10 protein-coding genes are annotated in these 16,862 nt (G+C 43.4%); 3 read left to right on the top strand and 7 right to left on the bottom strand.

Features of this window, described 5'->3' with window-relative positions; translation table 11 throughout:
• Nucleotides 1–223 precede the first annotated feature (223 nt).
• The 3 genes from G337_RS0103420 to G337_RS0103430 form a co-directional block, all read right to left on the bottom strand.
• Nucleotides 224–952, bottom strand: coding sequence for a winged helix-turn-helix domain-containing protein (locus G337_RS0103420; protein ID WP_028862628.1), 729 nt, complete (start codon nt 950–952; stop codon nt 224–226).
• A gap of 398 nt (nt 953–1,350) precedes the next feature.
• Entirely contained in the window at nt 1,351–1,935 is a 585-nt protein-coding gene (locus G337_RS0103425; protein WP_028862629.1) for a PEP-CTERM domain protein, read from the bottom strand.
• A 411-nt stretch (nt 1,936–2,346) separates the two neighbouring features.
• Nucleotides 2,347–4,578 carry an alkaline phosphatase gene (locus tag G337_RS0103430; RefSeq protein ID WP_028862630.1) on the bottom strand — a complete coding sequence of 744 codons (2,232 nt, stop codon included), beginning with the start codon at nt 4,576–4,578 and terminating at the stop codon, nt 2,347–2,349.
• Between the two features lie 726 nt (nt 4,579–5,304).
• On the opposite strand from G337_RS0103430, the gene G337_RS0103435 reads away from it, so the two are divergent.
• A complete protein-coding gene (locus tag G337_RS0103435) occupies nt 5,305–5,790 on the top strand; it encodes a VOC family protein (protein WP_028862631.1) in 486 nt (161 codons plus the stop codon).
• A gap of 100 nt (nt 5,791–5,890) precedes the next feature.
• On the opposite strand, the gene pbpC is transcribed toward G337_RS0103435, so the two are convergent.
• The 4 genes from pbpC to nudC form a co-directional block, all read right to left on the bottom strand.
• Nucleotides 5,891–8,230 (bottom strand): penicillin-binding protein 1C, encoded by a 2,340-nt coding sequence (pbpC, locus tag G337_RS0103440; RefSeq protein ID WP_051302927.1) that lies wholly within the window; start codon nt 8,228–8,230, stop codon nt 5,891–5,893.
• Between the two features lie 20 nt (nt 8,231–8,250).
• Nucleotides 8,251–11,766 (bottom strand): alpha-2-macroglobulin family protein, encoded by a 3,516-nt coding sequence (locus G337_RS0103445; RefSeq protein ID WP_028862633.1) that lies wholly within the window; start codon nt 11,764–11,766, stop codon nt 8,251–8,253.
• 25 nt (nt 11,767–11,791) lie between these two features.
• Nucleotides 11,792–13,189: a lysozyme inhibitor LprI family protein gene (locus tag G337_RS0103450; RefSeq protein WP_028862634.1), complete on the bottom strand. Its 1,398-nt coding sequence runs from the start codon at nt 13,187–13,189 to the stop codon at nt 11,792–11,794.
• Nucleotides 13,190–13,396: 207 nt separating this feature from the next.
• Complete coding sequence (gene nudC / locus G337_RS0103455) at nt 13,397–14,326, bottom strand: NAD(+) diphosphatase (RefSeq protein ID WP_028862635.1); 930 nt, start codon at nt 14,324–14,326, stop codon at nt 13,397–13,399.
• Between the two features lie 364 nt (nt 14,327–14,690).
• Here nudC and G337_RS25510 point away from each other — a divergent pair, with 364 nt between their 5' ends.
• Both G337_RS25510 and G337_RS0103465 read left to right on the top strand, forming a co-directional pair.
• The gene (locus G337_RS25510) at nt 14,691–15,899 is read left to right on the top strand and encodes a porin (protein WP_051302928.1); all 1,209 of its coding nucleotides are present in this window, start codon (nt 14,691–14,693) and stop codon (nt 15,897–15,899) included.
• A 156-nt stretch (nt 15,900–16,055) separates the two neighbouring features.
• On the top strand, nt 16,056–16,850 hold the full coding sequence (locus G337_RS0103465; protein ID WP_028862636.1) for a MurR/RpiR family transcriptional regulator: 795 nt from the start codon (nt 16,056–16,058) through the stop codon (nt 16,848–16,850).
• The last annotated feature ends 12 nt before the right edge of the window (nt 16,851–16,862 follow it).

Raw genomic sequence — 16,862 nt, forward strand, 5'->3', positions numbered from 1 at the left:
ATCCGTCAGCGCAATGTCGCCAGCTGGAAAATGACTCTTACTGCTCAGCACCAAAACCTGCTGAAGACCGAATTCGGGACGCAGTTCCTGCAGGCGGCTCTGCCAGTCATCCTGCAGCAGCCGAGTCAGCTCTCGATAATACTGCTTGTACAGCGGTTTGATGAAAGTGGAGGTAAATTTATCGAGGATGGGAATTACGATGAAAATTGCTTTTTATATCGTTTTACCAGGCGTCCTTTACGAATACATATCCCTGCCCCCAGAGCGTTTTGATCCGCTTAGGCACCGAGGGATCGATTTCGAGTTTTTTACGCAGTCGAGAGACGGCAATGTCGACAGAGCGATCCAGGCCGTCGTAGTCAATACCTCGAATAGCAGAAAATATCTGCTCTCGCTCAAGTACCCTGCCGGCATTCGCCGCCAGATAACAAAGCAGCTTAAATTCAGTGGTCGTCAGTTCAATCTGCTCGTTATTCAGAAAAGCAGAATGAGAAGAACTGCAGATTCTCAATCCGCCGAAATGAATATCCTGCTCGGTCTCAGGGAGGAATTTTGCGCTGCTCTTATTAGGGTTAGTATTATTTTCCACTCGACGCAGTAAAGCTCGAATGCGCGCCAGCAATACCCGAGGCTCTATCGGTTTTTTTACGTAATCATCAGCCCCCAGTTCAAGACCGACAACCTGATCCATATCATCCTCGCGAGCGGTAAGAATCAGAATAGGTCCCTGGTATTTAGATCTAACGGTCCGGCAGACTGTATGGCCGTCCATGCCGGGAAGCATCAGATCCAGAATAAGCAGATCGGGTTTTTCTTTGAATAATCGTCCGGAAGCCGTGTCCCCCCGTCCTTCAATCAACACTTCAAACCCCTGCAGTTCCAGATAATCTCTGATCAACCCGGCAAGTCTTGGATCGTCTTCAACCAGAAGTATCCGCACTCTTCCTTCCATGGTACTCTTCCTCATCCCTGTAAAAAATATAATTGTAAGGCTATCCAGCTGCTATTACCTAGTCAATTTTTGCAAAAATTTCTCTCCTGTAAACACCTCTAAGCACTAGCTTCCAGTTAAATATTTTGCCGCAAACTCAGCAACCACCTGTTAAAGCAGGCGCTTGATTGAGTAATAAGTAGAACATTATTTGTATTACGCAGCATACTGTTTGACATAGTCAAATAGAGCTGCCGGCTGTTGAGATTAAAAACAATGAAGGTATAGCAAGTTTACTCAGGTAGTTAGGTAAAATAGTATATAAAAACAAATAGACTGAATGTTCGATATATACGCCGTACGCTCAAAACTTAACAAAGCGTACGGCAAACTCAGAAAAGTGATTAATTCTGACTAAATTACGATCTTATTAGTTTGTTTTTCCTAGACCAAAACAGCATAGCTAACGACAAAATTAATAAACCAACAGTATTCGCCTCTGGTACATCGCTTACTGTGCCTCTAATAACAATATTTCTAAGACCCCAGCCCTCATCATGTAAGCCCTGCATGACACCGTAATCAAACAGATAGCTGTTATTACCTGATAACAGGTTATGGTTAACAGCAAACTGGGTTAAGCCGCCTCGAAATAAACCGTAAGATACTGTCGAAACTACAGTTACACCAGGATCTTGAAAAATAATATTAGTAGCGCCGCCGCCGCCCATATTAAAAGAGCCTGTAAACAGATTACTGCCGTTTATATCTAATCTAAAAATGTCCTGGTAACCATTCGCACCATCCACACTTTTATAACCAAGTAGATCAAATGTTAATACTGCGCTTCCAGCTCCGGGAGAAACGACATTTTCAAGCACTGAACCGCCATTTAACGGCCCTAACGTATCTGCAGGTGTCGCCACAAACGGAATTGCAGATGCAGTCATTGCCGTTAAAGCTAAGCAGGCAGCCGCAATCATAGTAGAAAAAGTTTTCAACATAGTTACACTCCTTTCTCTGACAAATTAACGAAAGTGTTGCAGCAATTTTATTATTGCAGTTAATAACCTTGCATTTACTATGCCTTTGTTGAATAGCTTTAATTATCAACCAGATACATTGAGGCGTTTTAAGAACAAGATTAACAGTGTAAATCATATCGACACATATTCCCGTAAACTGCGGTTATTTAACCTTTTACACGGAACCTGTCTATTACTAAAAATGCTGAAAGTATTGACTGCCCTCTTTATCAGATGAATGGATAAAAGGACGGATGAATTACTATGTAAACACTCACCGAGGAAATTGATTTGAAGTGCATAGGATTCTGCTCAAATTTAACTAACAGTCACCATTACAAAATAAGTAACAGTCAGCTCAGGTTTGAGCTGACTGATAAACTCCTGAGTTTATTGTGCGTCTAGAGCACCGCGCATAACATTATAAACAGCGGTATTGTCTACCGTACGTCCCACAAAGACATGAGAATTAAGCCCCCAGGAAGCAATCGGCACATCAACGTTGGTATGGCTTCCCCATAACCAGCTGACTTCAGGTACTTTGCCCACTCCATTGGTCTTTTCAAGACGTAAACCTCCGGTTTCATGGTCAGCAGTAACAATAAGCATCGAATCACTGCGCATCTCAGACCAGACAGCCATTTCTTCAACCGTTTTGTCAAACGCGATGGTTTCATGAATCATGCGCTCTTCATCGTTAACATGAGAAGCAAAGTCAATTTGTGAGCCTTCTATCATCAATACAAAACCATTAGGATTTTTCGACAAGATTTCTACCGCGGCGGCCGCCATTTCATTAAGCTGCGGAATATCCTGCTCTTCATAACTTTTCTGCTCATCTAACGGTAATACATAAGGGATCTCATCTTCGCCGAAAATACCGGCAAATAAAATTTCAGCATTTTCATCAGTCTCAGGCAGTGCCGCTAACGCCGGAATTAAGTCCGTTTTGCTCTTAACCACGGTGTAACCTGCTTTGCCGGCTTCGGCACTGACTATATCGACGCCGTCCACCAGCTTGCTGCCGCATAAGGTGACGTTTGGTTTTACTTTACCGTACATGCTTTCAGACAGAGTCACAAAGTCATTTCGGTTTGGACCGTGCGAAGCAAAGGCAGCCGGGGTAGCATGGACACAATGTGACGTTGCCACCACACCAACGGATTTACCTAAGCTTTGCGCATATTCCAGTATGGTCTGCAGATCAGAACCGTCACCCGGAATTGCCTGAGAAATAGTACCAGAAACCGCCTTGCGCCCGGTTGCCATAGCCGATGCAGCGGCTGCTGAATCGGTGTAATAGTTGGCTCCTAACTCAGGTAGATTTTCATAGCCTAATGTATCGGCACTAGCGGTTTTAATATCACCGCGGTGTCTGCCTGACTCAAGAAATAATGCTTCGCCCTTATATGCCCGGGTGACATCAAGCTGCGCATAACCCATACCGTCACCAATCATCATTACGATGTTATCGGCTTTTTCCAGCTCAATCACATCTACATCATGGCTAGCAGTAGATTCTGAAGAGAGATCTTTATTGATAGTCAGGGTGGCAGTGTAACGGCCTAACGCATCAGCAGCCGCGATTTGACGTTTAGTAACAGGAGTTTGAGTTAAATCGTCGTTAAGCGTTACATTCATATTACCTTTGGCCGCCCAGCTGTAATCTCCGGCATAAGCACTGCCGTCAGCCGTTAAGCTGACTGCAGCATTAATACCCGTAATAGTGTCATGACCTGCAACTGCTTTTACTTTTGCTATAGACAGCGGCACAGCCAGTTGACCGTCACCTAGTGCAGACAAAGAAAATACATAAGTACCCGCTTCGACCTGAGCTGACATTTTACCGCCCGGATAAGTAGTAAGAGATGATTCTCCTTCGATTAAAGTGACTGGCTGATTATCTAAAGAACCGTAAACCAGCGGCTCAGTAATACCTTGATGCACATTAAAACTAATAGTTCCCGCTTCAGCAAAGCTCATCTGCACTTCATACTTACCTGCACCAGCGTATGAAAACACACTGCTCTCTGAAGCAGTCCAGTCATTGAAAGTACCGACCAGGTACATCGGCTCAGTCAGATTGTCGGCATCGCTGTCAGTGATATTTTGAATCAGCAGTAAAGGGTTATTAATACCTGCAGACGCATCTAAGGTATAACGATATACCTGGTCTTCATCACTGGCGACGGTGATATCCATGTTTTTATTACTAAAATCATCATATTTACGCTGTAACGTCATCGCTGAATCAAATATGACCTCGGCATCAGCATCTTCACTAACGGCTAAATCTCGTTCTTCACTCCAGCCCGGATCTGATATCTTAAATGAGTAAGAGCCCGGCTGCATAGCAAACAAAGCAATATATTCACCTTCACCTTGATAGTGTAACTGTGCTTCCGGACGAGCTGACCAGCTGTTCATTGAACCTTTAATATACAAACGGCAGTCTTTAGAAGCGTCTACAGCCAGCTCTTCATCTGTACACTTGTACGGGCCTAAATCAATACTATCCGCAATGGGCGGAGTAACATATTCGGTATTGTCCACTGAACAACCAGTAAGCAGCGAAACAATCCCCACAGTCGATAATACTTTAATAACATTTCTAACCTGCATTTCATTTCCTTAATAAATTAATTCTTAAATATGCTTAAATTCAAACAAACAAGTACATACTTTGAACCGCTAAAAAAGGTCAATGGAATAGACGAAAATCATTTTTTCTTAGATAAGAAACACAGCAATATAAACGTACAAATAATTGACCTGTGAACAGCATATCAGATAAACATAGTGAATAAAGTTGTCATCTCTCGGAATAAACAAGATAAACAAAACAATATAACACAACAAGCAACCAGTTGATTTTTATGAGATTCCAACCAAATCACAGGATAATTGCAAGGTCGTAAAAATCTGTTTTATTATCTGTATTCACAAAGAAACAGTATTGACTTTTTGTTCATCACAAGGTGTATCTATTAATAACAGCTCCGCATTTTGCATCTATCATTAAAATCAAAAGGCACTTAAAACGACTGATACAGCAAATTGAATGATAACGGGTATAAGAACTATTTCAGCAGCAGGCAGAACAGGAAAAATACAAAGTTGAGCGTTTAAGCAGTCGGGTAAATATTCAGGGAAAACATGCAGCAGCAGTTTCTAGAACAGCTAATATTGATGATATTTAGCTGATAATCTTTCAATATAGCCCACACCATCATAACGGAACATTATCATTTTAATAACCATTGATAATTTCTTGTGATACACAATAATCCCTATACTCACTCCATCAAAACAAGTTACCAGTATATTATTTTAAATTTGGAGAAAATTATGAAAATGAATCATGTGGGTATTATGGTGGGCGATATGGATAAAGCTGTCGAGTTTTACACCAATGCGCTTGGTCTTAAAGTCGTGATGGGCTGCACCAAAGTCAAAGAGGAGCGTGAGACTGCTATCGGAAGAATGTGTGTCGCAGTCTTTGGTGAAGGGTTTAAAGGTTTTAATATTGCACACCTGGTAACAACGGATGGTATTGGTGTTGAGCTGTTTGAAATGAAAGAGCACCAGGAGCGCCATGAAGTTGATTTTTCTAAAATCGGTATTTTTCATTTTTGCCTGCAAACGGATAATTTTGATGATGTTATTGAAAAGACAGAGAAATTCGGCGGTAAAGTGAGAATGGATATCATGCAGTATCATCCTGAAGATGATAACAAACCTGCAAAAATGGTTTACCTGGAAGACCCGTTTGGAAACTTATTTGAGCTTTACTCACACACCTATGAAGAGACTTATTCTTCTGAGTATGAGTAGATTACAAGAAAAGAATAAAGGGCCGGCAGCTCTACCAGCCCTTTTTAAAACTTAATTTATCTACACGCTGTCTTCCCTGATTTCGTCAGTGCTCATATTATTAAGGCAGCGCGTTGTCTTCAGGTTCAACGACAAAATTGACCTGATCTCCCTGCCCGCTCTGATCAACCACGCTCAACTGATGGTATCCCGGCGGAGGAACCGGCAGACTAATTTTATTCGCTTGTGCCGTTAATAACGTTCCATTTAAGAACCAGTACCAGTCCGGCTGTCCACCCACCGCTTCTGCTCGTAATATGGGCCGATTCCCAGTTGCCGCATGCAGCTTGATACGCTGGCCTTTTTCAATACCCTGAATTTTAACGCCCGCCGTAGGTAATAAAGCACCAGCCTTATGACAACGGGGATCTAATTCAGGAATGCGCTGATAGCTTTGCCATGACGGATTAATCCTATTCTGCAGCGGTGTCGGCCAGCGTGGGAATAAAATAGTGCTGGTCTTTTCCACACAGCCTAAATCAACTCTCAAGCCTGAGTCATTAGCCACCTTTACCGCAAGCCAAGGCTTAGCATCCTGCTCACTGTTTTCCTTTGTATGCATTAACGTCAACGGTGTTTTACCATTAATAGTCCAGGCTGTTGATTTACTGTCACACAATTCAGGCTTACTTATATCTGCCGTTCCTGTAGGCCAGCAAATATCAACAGCCTTAACCTTATCCGGCCGAGTATGAATAAATCGGCTTTCATTCGTCTGCGGTAAACGTTCCGCCAAAGCACGTAATAAAGGAACTGCCGTCTGCGCACCATAATGGCCGCTCATGGTCGCGTTATCAGGCATACCAACCCATACACCTATTGTATACTGCCCGGTTACAGCCAGTGCCCAGGCATCACGATAAGCTGAGCTTGTACCAGTTTTCAAGGCTAAAGGCCGATCAGAACGAGTACGGTCTGCCTGCAGTAATATATCCCGCACTATCCATGCGGCTTCCTCACTCAATAAGGGCTTAGATTCAGGGATACTGTCCTGCCGAATAAATTTGGGCGAAATAACTCTACCGTGATTAGCTAGAGATGAATACAGAGATACCAGCTGCTGCAGGCGAATACCTGCTCCGCCTAATGCCAGTGCCAGGGTTGGCTTTGCTCCCGCAGGTAAAACTAATTCCGCTCCGGAAGACTGCAGCCCCGCATAAAAAGCGCGAGCTGTGATTTGTTCTAATAACTGTACAGCAGGAATATTGAGTGACTTCTGCAATGCTTGACTCGCACTGACTGCGCCGCTGAAGCCCACATCAAAATTACTAGGGCGGTAATCAGAAAATACAAGAGGCACATCCATTAATAAACTTTCACTGTGAATAATGCCCAGATCCAGTGCCATAGCATAAATAAAAGGTTTCAACGCAGATCCTGGAGAACGCAGGGCTGTGACCATATCAATATAACCGTAGCGGCTCGCATCCAAAAAATCCGCAGAACCTACGTAAGCATTAATTTCACCGCTGCCGTGTTTCATAACCATCATAGAAATTGATGCTCCCGCAGGTAAGAAGCCGCGGTTATCACGTGCTAACTGCTCAGCAGCCAGCTGCAGATCACGATGGATATAGGTACTTATTCGAGCAGTATTTTTATAAGTATTAACTAAACGTCTGGATAATAAGGGTGCCGATAAAGGTGCAGGTTTGATACGAATACTCAAATCTTCCATCAAAGCCCGCTCTAATTCTTGTTGAGACAGCACGCCGAATCTGTTCATACGCTGCAGCACTTTATTTCGCTGCTGCATCGCCCGCTGCGGATGACGATCTGCCCGGTAATAACTGGGTGCTTGAGGTAAACCCGCTAATAAAGCGGCCTGGGCATGAGTCAAGCTTTGAGCTGAATGACCAAAGTAATGCCGGCTAGCCGTTTCTACCCCTTCAATCGTTCCACCAAACGGAGCATGATTCAGATAATATTTTAGAATATCCTGCTTAGAAAAATGCCACTCTAACTGCAGTGCACGGCCAATCTGCAAAAATTTACCCAGCAGACCTTTATTCCCGCCGGTATGTTGAGGGTAGCGTAAACGAACAACCTGCATCGTTAAAGTAGAGCCGCCGGAAACAACCCTTCCGTTGAGCGCTAATTGATAACACGCTCGGAGCATGGCTAATGGATTTATACCAGGGTGCTGATAAAACCAGCGGTCTTCGTAAGCTAATAATGCCTGAATATAATATTCAGATACCTGCTGCTGTGATGTTGGATAACGCCATATGCCGCGTTCATCGGCAAAACGCCGTAATACCTCGCCTTGACTGTCAACAACAATTTGTGCTCCTTTACGTGTCGACAAGTCCACGGGCCATATCCAGTCTGCCAGCACCAGTAATAAAAACAGTACCGGCAGAGCCAGAATAAATTTACGCAGCCGTTGAAATTTATGCATTCAGCTTAATTTTTCCATACTCAGGGAGTAATTATCAGTTTCTGCGATGATTGACCCAGTGCATGATAAAATGGACGGTACATATCTTCTGCATAAGGCGGCGGTACCTGGTATTCACCAGGTGTTACCGCCCGAGCCAGATAAAATAGGTGGCGGGGACGGTACTCATCCAGACGTAATGCGGCAACAAAGCGATCATCTCGATATTCAAGGTGTTCAACCTGCTGACTCTGCTGCCAGTTACTAACAGACACGCCGTCAACATTTAATTTTGAGATATCGACACTCGCATCGGCTAAATTTTGATTTTCCAGTTCCAGTCCGGCCGGCAGTAAATCAACCACTAAAGCATCCGGTAAATTACGCTCCGCCGATGCCGTTATCCGTACCACAATCAAATCACCACTGGCCAGTTGTTTCAGCTCCATAGGCTGCCCCTGCAGGTTGAAATAATCACGGCTGACATGTATTTTATTTCGATAAGGCGGCGGCAGGTTTTCGTGCTCCCCGATTAGTTCCAAAGAGGCATAAAGCGTTGTTTTTCCTGCATTGATACTTTGCAGCGAATTTAACTGAGCCAAATCAATCAGTGAGGAAAAAACACCTTTTTCATTAATCTGCTGCTGGAAATCAGAGGTAACTAACAGGGCTTCTGTTGCTCCCTGCTCATCAGCGGCACTAGCGACAGCCGCCTGGAATAAAGCATTACGCTCCTGTGTACTTAACCAGGTACGCTGACGGGCCAGATCAAATACCGCAAGTAGTTGTTTACCTTCAGCTTTACCTGCTTTCGCCAATACAGTGTATAACAATGCTGCATCACGTAATTCACTGCCGTAATAGCCGTAATACCCTTTACTGTACTGAGTCTGTTTAGCCTTCTCAAATGCCTGCAGTGCTAATTCAGCATCACCTGCGGCCTGCAGAGCAAATCCTAAATGTGCCCATGGCAGACCAGAGCGTGCGCTGCTGTTTTCCTGTTGTTGATATAAACGTCTTAACTGCGCTAAAGAAGCTCGATTTGACCGGGCTAATACATAAGCTGCATAGGCTTTAGTTGCAAAACGATAATAATCTTCTGAGTCAGACCATGAATAATGAATACTCGTCGAACCATCCACATAACGTTGTAAACGATCCAGTGCTTTTTTCATCGGCTCATAGGGAACCAGCGCACCGGCATCTCGAGCCGCGGAAACAAAATCAGTAACATAAACTGTCAGCCAGTTTAATTCTGTGCCTGAGTTACTCCATAAAGCAAAACCACCGGAGCTGTTCTGGCGGCGAAGCACGCGTTCAATAGCGGCTTCCATCTGGCTGCGGCGGAATTTTTCGCTGAAATCCTGTTTAAACTTTTTCTCAAGTTTTTCTTTCAGTTTAAATCGCTCTGCTATTTCCGGAGAAACTAATACCCAGGGATAACCGCTGCTGGTTGACTGCTCAGTACAGCCGTAGGGATATTTTAACAGCGCATCAAAATGACTGCCGATATCGATAGGCGGCTGGGAAGACAGCGATAAACGGGCTTGAACACTGTCCGGGATCAGTCCGTCGGTGTCCAGATCAGGCTGCCAGATGCTTCCCGCTTCAATAACAGCTTGTTGTTTACGCGTGACAGACGGATAGGCAGAGCGAGTTCCTAAGATCCAGCTGCGTTCAACTAGAATACTGGCATCATGACTGCTGACCTTAGCTGTTATCGTTCCTTCGCCTAACCGCTCAGCCAGAACGCTAAATTTCAATGTGCGGCGTTCGCTGTCACTTAATGCCAGAGTCTGCTTCCACTGCTTGTTTTTTAATGCACCCGCAACAGAAAATTCAATATTAAATTCCTGGTCTTTGTCTGATAAGTTAGATAGATCCAGTGCCAGTTCAGACTTATCGCCCCTTGCCAGAAAGCGCGGTTTAGATAACTGTGTCACCAGCGCATCAGCGACTTGAGTTTCGGCTTCATTACTGCCGTAACTATTATCACTCCAGGCTACGGCCATCCAGCGCAGGGTACCGTTAAATTCAGGCACATCAATGCTGATCAATGCTTTTCCATTGTTATCAAACTTGACCGCTTGTGCTTGAATCGCAACTATTTGAACATCATTTTTAGGTTTATTACCACCCCGCACTAGCTCTGCGTTGCTCTTTTTAAAGCGCCCGCCGCCAAACCGCTGTGACGCATAATCGTACCCGGCATTTTCAATAATATTTCCGTATACGTCATAAAGCTGATAATCATAACGGCGAGGGCTGAACAGATAACTCAACGGATCCGGCGTTTCAAAACGCTTGATATTGAGAACACCAACATCAACTGCCGCAACACTAACCCATACATCAGAGTCAGGGCGGAAATCCCCCTTGAGTGTTATCTCAGCAGTTACTGTTCGTTCAGGCTGCACTTTCTCAGGTACTTTAATCTCAACTTTAAGCTCAGCATCAGGACGGCGTAAAGGTAAATGTAAGAGTCCAAAGGCACGTTTAGGAGCCACTGAATGCTTCATATCACCCGGCGTCAATACGGTAGCGGTAAAGTACAAATCATGGCGCATCCAGCTTTTATCAATAACAACATTCACTTCACTGCCTTCAGCACTAACATCAATCTGCTTGCGCCACAGTACATTGTCATTTGATTCTAAGGTTATAAAAGCAAGGCCGTCTACCGCAGGTAACAGGCTAAGCTTCGCGCTGTCCCCTGCCTGGTAATGATCTCGATCCAGCCTCATCATCACCTGATCGGGTTTCATACTGTCAGAGTTATTATTACTCCAGCCGCTCCAGCGGGTAGAAAACTTAAAGACAGCCAGCTGCTTTCCTGACTTATCTTGAACTTGCAGACGATAACTGCCCCATTCAACAGGCACAGAAAAAGCCACAGGAGAAGAGCCGTCAAAATTTAGCGTGCCGGAAAATACTTCATAATTTAACGGATCATATTTCCAGGTCCAGCCGCGGGAATCACTGTAACTCCAGTAATAATTTCGGTTTTCACGAATCAAACTGTACTGGTAGTTTTTCCCCTTTAACTGTTTTCCCTGTGCATCAGTCAGAACAGCTTTAAAGGAGACACGAGAATTATCATCTGCATGCCCGTCAAACTGAGGTTCAATACCGACAAGTTGTTTACTGAGAATATTCGTAGTGACAGTACTGCGGGTAACGGGTCTGCCGCCGCTTTCATATAAACTAATGTTAGAGATTAACGATAAAGGCGATGTGATACTGCTCCACTGATTCATTGGAATAATAAAATCAGCTTTGCCCTCACTGCTTAAGTTAAGCGCATCAATTTTCAGCTGTTTAGGAGTAATCACTTCCCCGGCATTACCAAAAAAATAACTTTTCCACTGCACAAACGGATGTGCCTCAAGCTCTGCAATAACAAAACCGTCAATTTTATTATTAGAAGCAGGAGCGCCGTACAGATATTCTCCTAATATGGGAATTTTAACCTGCCTGCGCTCGGCTGTCTGACGATGTTTCTTTTCATCACCGTCAAATAACGTAAGCTTCAAACGCTCAGGTAAAAATTCTTCCACAGAAATCTCGTAACTATGGCGTAAACTATTTAGCGGTTTTCTGACCGTCAAAATCTTTTAACAGTGCAAAAATATCCAGTGTTTCACCAGGACGATAGAGATTTCTAGGCCCCCAGGCAAAAACCTGCATGGGTTGATGGCGGCTGACTGGATTTTTAAATGCCGATAAATCCAGAGGACTACGTTTAAAATCAATGACGGTATATTCCTGCCCTTTCTGCGCGACGAGAGTATTGCCTTGGGAATAAAAAGATTCGAACTGAGCTTCACCTAATTCATTAGTAGACTGCTGACCAATAAGTTTTTCACCTCGATAAATCGACAGCAATACATTTTCCAAGACGTTACCCGTAGAAATAGAATTAGCATTGATACGTAAAATACGTTCATTTTTACGCAGCTGCAGCCCTATATCACTGATGGTAAAAAAATTCGTCGGATATTGATTCTTGTATAATCCAGGGGCAGACAGTACAGCGACATAAGCCCCCTGCTGATCAAGGCTTGCTATTTTAGATAAATCCAGGTTCGTCGTCGTGCGTTGATTACGCTGGTGTTTAACCGGAAAACGACCGCTGTAAACCATTTTTGTTTCATTGGCGAAATGATTTAACTGATAGTAACTATTGCGATCCTGGTAGCTATAATGAATCCATTTACCAATATGCTCCGGTAAAATACGGAAAATCTCAATATCAACTTCATCTATATTCAGTGTGGTAACAGGTAAAGCACGACGGATTTTATTAGACAATACATAACCGTCCCCTGAAAAATTAACACTGGGTTGAGTTTGACGACTAGTAAAGCTTTCTTCGCCAGGCCGTGCCAGGCTTGTTCCATTAACCGCTTTCAGGCCTGGTTTAACCTCCACTTTATAGCTTTGATTCGGCTCGATAAAAGGATAGATCATTGCTAAACCGTTACTGTCCAAAACCCAGTCAGAAGAGTTCTGCACTTTATCACCGAGCTTAATCGTTAAAAACTGACGCCAGTTACTATCAGCATCCACAGGAACCTTAATACGTACCACGGCGGCAGCACCATTATTCCAGTTTTCTTCTTTTATCGTAGTAACCTTCTGTGATTGTCCAGCATACTGCTGCTTGAGGTAATGACTTTCAAGCTCAGCTATACGGATCTGATAAGAGGTTTTCAAACACTGAATATCTGCACATTTATTTCGTACATTTACCCATTGCCGCTGCGCTTTTTTTAGTTTTTCGCTTTTTTCTAATTGACGATACTTTTCGCCTAATGTTGAATCTTGACGTGACAGTTCTGCATCACCACAAATAAATTTCTCGGTTTGGCTTGCTGCTTTAGCGCAGTCAAAACTGGCGCTATTAGCAACTGATATAAATAACAGCAATAGGATAGAAGTCAAAACCGTTACAAACATCTGACGATCAACAATGGGCATAGCAAATTCCTTTTTAACTATAAAAAGCGGGCCGTAATTATGCACTTTCGTTGTGCTGGTTTCTAGCTAATTAGAAACAACTATTTAATAAATATTAAATAAGTAGTTAATATTTTTTGAATAAGTAGTTAATGTTTTTTAAATAAGTAATTAATGTTTATTTAATAAGCAGAGTCGACCATAGGATAGCAAAAGCTTTTAAACATCTTAATCTCTCATATTCCGCCAGTATTCAATTAAATAACGCGAAATAGAATCAACTCTCGATAATTTAAAACCTGCGCTTTCATCGCCCCACTCAGCAAAAGAGTTCAGCTCATCACGGGAAAACCAGCGGGCATCATCTAGTTCCTCTTTATCAACCAGAATCTTTTCACTGCAGGCATCGGCAATAAAACCTAACATAATCGATGATGGAAATGGCCAGGGCTGTGAGGTTATGTACTGCACGTTATTAACGTGAATACCAGACTCTTCCTGCACTTCCCGGGCGACGGCAGTTTCTAACGTTTCCCCGGGATCCACAAAACCGGCCAGGGTTGAATACACGCCGTCCGGCCATGCGGCCTGACGGCCGAGCAGACAGCGCTCAACACCATCGGCAAAAGTCTTTCTAACAATCATGATCACTGCCGGATCAGTACGCGGAAATGTTTGATGAGCACACTCTGGACTGCGGCATACTCGAGAATGCCCTGCTTCCACTAGTTGATTTGCACTGCCGCAGCGCGGGCAGAAACCATGCATTCGATGCCAGAAACATAATGCCCGAGCGAGTGCCAGTATTGATGCACACTGGTTATCAAGCACCACGGCTAGTTTACGCAGATCAATAAATTCACCCTGTGATAAAAAAACAGCCAGAGCCCCTTGCTCAGCATGAGTTAAATCCAAAACAAAGTAAGGTCTGTTATTGTTATTTTCATCAATACCTAAAAACACTGCATTGTCTAAATTCAGATGCTCTACTGCCTCAAATGTTACAAACAGCGCCGCGTTATCCTCCCGGCTAAAGTAGTTTTGATCTGAATGGAGCAGCACCCAGCAGCTGTTACTGTTTCTCTGACTCTCTAACCATTGCGGATTTTTGCGCTGATTAGAACAGCGGTTAAGCTGCATTTCACTATATTTAAGCATCACTTTTTCCTGATTTATAACGACAGAGGCCTGTTTTCAACCCGAAGCAGTCCGTAAATAATGTCCTACACCATAACACCACGACACAAAATGCCGCAAAGGATTTTCACTGACTGCCATGCTTAGTAAATGACGATTCAGATCATGTTTCTAATCCGGCAGTAGATATGTGCTGCTTTTCATATAAATGTGCAATTTTCTGTCCTTTTCTGCAGTTGTATATTAGTGACGAAATCAAGCATAAACAGAACGAAAGCTTAGTTAATTTGTACTACAGGCACGAAGCCGGATAAAACAAAAGGGAAGCAGGTTGATTAGGTTTATTGAGCTGTAATTTTTTCTACAAAATAGATAGGAATAAAAAATGTTCACAAAGAAACTATTGATCACATCAATTCTTGCCTCCGTAACTGCTTCACCTGTTTTGGCTAAAGAAGAGAATGAAGATTTTAAAAACAAAGAGATACAATCTATTGAGAATGAGCAGTTCACAGACGGCAGGCAAAAAGATGATGCAGATCTTTACGCGTTGAATGTAAGTAAAGAGGATAGCGAAAAAATCCGTAAAAAGAATGAAAAAAAAGATGAACCCATTGAATTATACGGTCAGGTAGCTATTTCAATGTTCAGTTTTGCAGAAGACGGCAAAGACACAGTGAACCGTATTGAAAATGAATCACGTATCGGTTTCCGAGGCGAAAAAGAGATGGCCCGCGCGCCTAAACTGGTCTGGCAGATTGAAGGCAATAATGTCGGCTGGAGCGATAACGAAGGTGACGGACAATTTGGTCTGCGTGATACCTATGCAGGCTTTACTGATGAAAAATGGGGGCTGATCAGGTTCGGCCGCTTTACCACACCGCTGTACGATATTGTTGACTGGCCATACTCAAATCCAGGCTTAGGTAATGTCTTTGACTGGGGGGCAGATATTGAAGGCGGTGCAAATTACGAGCGTCAGTCAGATCAGATCAGCTGGAAGAGTCCAGTCTGGTCAGGTGTCTCTGTCGTGGCGGCAGTCGGCCGCGGTAATAACCCCAATGACTCCGACAGTAACTTTATCGGCGGTTCGGCGCATTACACCGGGGGCCCGCTAAAGCTGCATTTAGGTTATGAGCACGGCACAGGCCGTCTGGTAAACGTAGAAGATACATCTGGTGAAACGGACGGCAAAACAGCACAATCGGAATACACCACTTACATTGCAGGTTATGAATTGAACTTTAAAAACGGCATCGGTTTATTTGGTGCTTATAAAGTTATGACAGCTGAATACTCAGATTACAGCAGTGAATCTCTGAAATCTGAAATCGGCGAGGCTCAAGATCAGACTGCATATTCTGTCGGCGCATTATACTCAACGGGTTACTGGCAGTTTAAAATAGGTTATGCGGCCAACAGCGATCTGGAGATTGACAGTGTAAAAGTTGCTGATACTGCAGATAACGTTATTTCTGGTCAGGCAATGTACTTTATTGATGATGACGCCATTGTTTATCTTCGTCTTAAAGCCATGGAGCTGGACAGCGTAGACTTCACTGAAGCGCGTTTAGGACTTGAATACTACTTTTAAGCATTTAAATTATACCCGCGCGAAGTGTGTTCCGCTGCACTTCGCCGCAATTAAAAAATTTACAATATCTCCCTCTTAAATATCATTTTCCAGCCTTGCAGTGAAAGTATTTTCGTTATAAGTTATCTTGATTATATCTTATGAAACGAGGGTTAAATGAATAAAGATTTCCAGCTGCTGTTTGAATATGCCCGTATAAAATTTACCTCTGCAGACAATAAAATTGCAGACTACTTTCTAGCACGTAAGCCGGTAAAAAATATCGAAGAACTGGCCCTTGTGATCGGCGTATCAACCGCTTCAATCACCCGTTTCTGTAAAAAAATCGGACTCAATAACTTCAAAGAGTTTCTGTTTATCTACCAGCAGCAACTGGATCAGGAATCCCCGCAGCAGAGCATGAAATTAAACGGACTGCATAACGATTATATTGATATGCTCCAGCAGTTTGATAAACGCTTCGATAAAGAGCTGATTGCAGAGTTCAGCTCTATTATCGGGAGGCATGATGTTATCCATATTTTCGGCTCAGGATACAGCGCATTAGCAGGCGCTGATTTTAAATTCCGCTTCACCCGCTTAGGCAAGTTTGTCGAAGTAGTGCAGGATAACGATTCAATGCGCATGCTCAGCTCTATCTTAAAACCCGGTGCGCTGGTTATTTTACTGTCGTTAAAGGGTAAAAATGCGGCTATGCTGAATTACGCTAAAGATATGAAACAAAAAGGAATAACCGTTCTGTGCATTACCGCGAATGAGAAGTCAAAACTTATCAGCACTGCGGATTTGACTCTGCTAACCGCTTCTTTACAGGGCGAGGAGTCAACGGGCATGATTTCAGGGCAGATGCCGATCCTGATGGCAGTCGATTACATCTATTCTCAATACGTTCACGATAACAGAGATTCAATTCAAAACTGGGTGGCTACCGAGCAGATTTTTGCCCAGTAATAAGTCTAAAAA

The organism is Psychromonas aquimarina ATCC BAA-1526, from assembly GCF_000428725.1.
In the GTDB taxonomy this organism is placed as follows: Bacteria; Pseudomonadota; Gammaproteobacteria; order Enterobacterales; family Psychromonadaceae; genus Psychromonas; species Psychromonas aquimarina.

Bases quoted from the DNA above. Each gene is read 5' to 3' on its own strand.
- G337_RS0103435 (WP_028862631.1), top strand. From the start codon at position 5,305: ATGAAAATGAATCATGTGGGTATTATGGTGGGCGATATGGATAAAGCT.
- G337_RS0103420 (WP_028862628.1), bottom strand. From the start codon at position 952: ATGGAAGGAAGAGTGCGGATACTTCTGGTTGAAGACGATCCAAGACTT.
- G337_RS25510 (WP_051302928.1), top strand. From the start codon at position 14,691: ATGTTCACAAAGAAACTATTGATCACATCAATTCTTGCCTCCGTAACT.
- G337_RS0103425 (WP_028862629.1), bottom strand. From the start codon at position 1,935: ATGTTGAAAACTTTTTCTACTATGATTGCGGCTGCCTGCTTAGCTTTA.
- G337_RS0103430 (WP_028862630.1), bottom strand. From the start codon at position 4,578: ATGCAGGTTAGAAATGTTATTAAAGTATTATCGACTGTGGGGATTGTT.
- pbpC (WP_051302927.1), bottom strand. From the start codon at position 8,230: ATGCATAAATTTCAACGGCTGCGTAAATTTATTCTGGCTCTGCCGGTA.
- G337_RS0103450 (WP_028862634.1), bottom strand. From the start codon at position 13,189: ATGCCCATTGTTGATCGTCAGATGTTTGTAACGGTTTTGACTTCTATC.
- nudC (WP_028862635.1), bottom strand. From the start codon at position 14,326: ATGCTTAAATATAGTGAAATGCAGCTTAACCGCTGTTCTAATCAGCGC.
- G337_RS0103465 (WP_028862636.1), top strand. From the start codon at position 16,056: ATGAATAAAGATTTCCAGCTGCTGTTTGAATATGCCCGTATAAAATTT.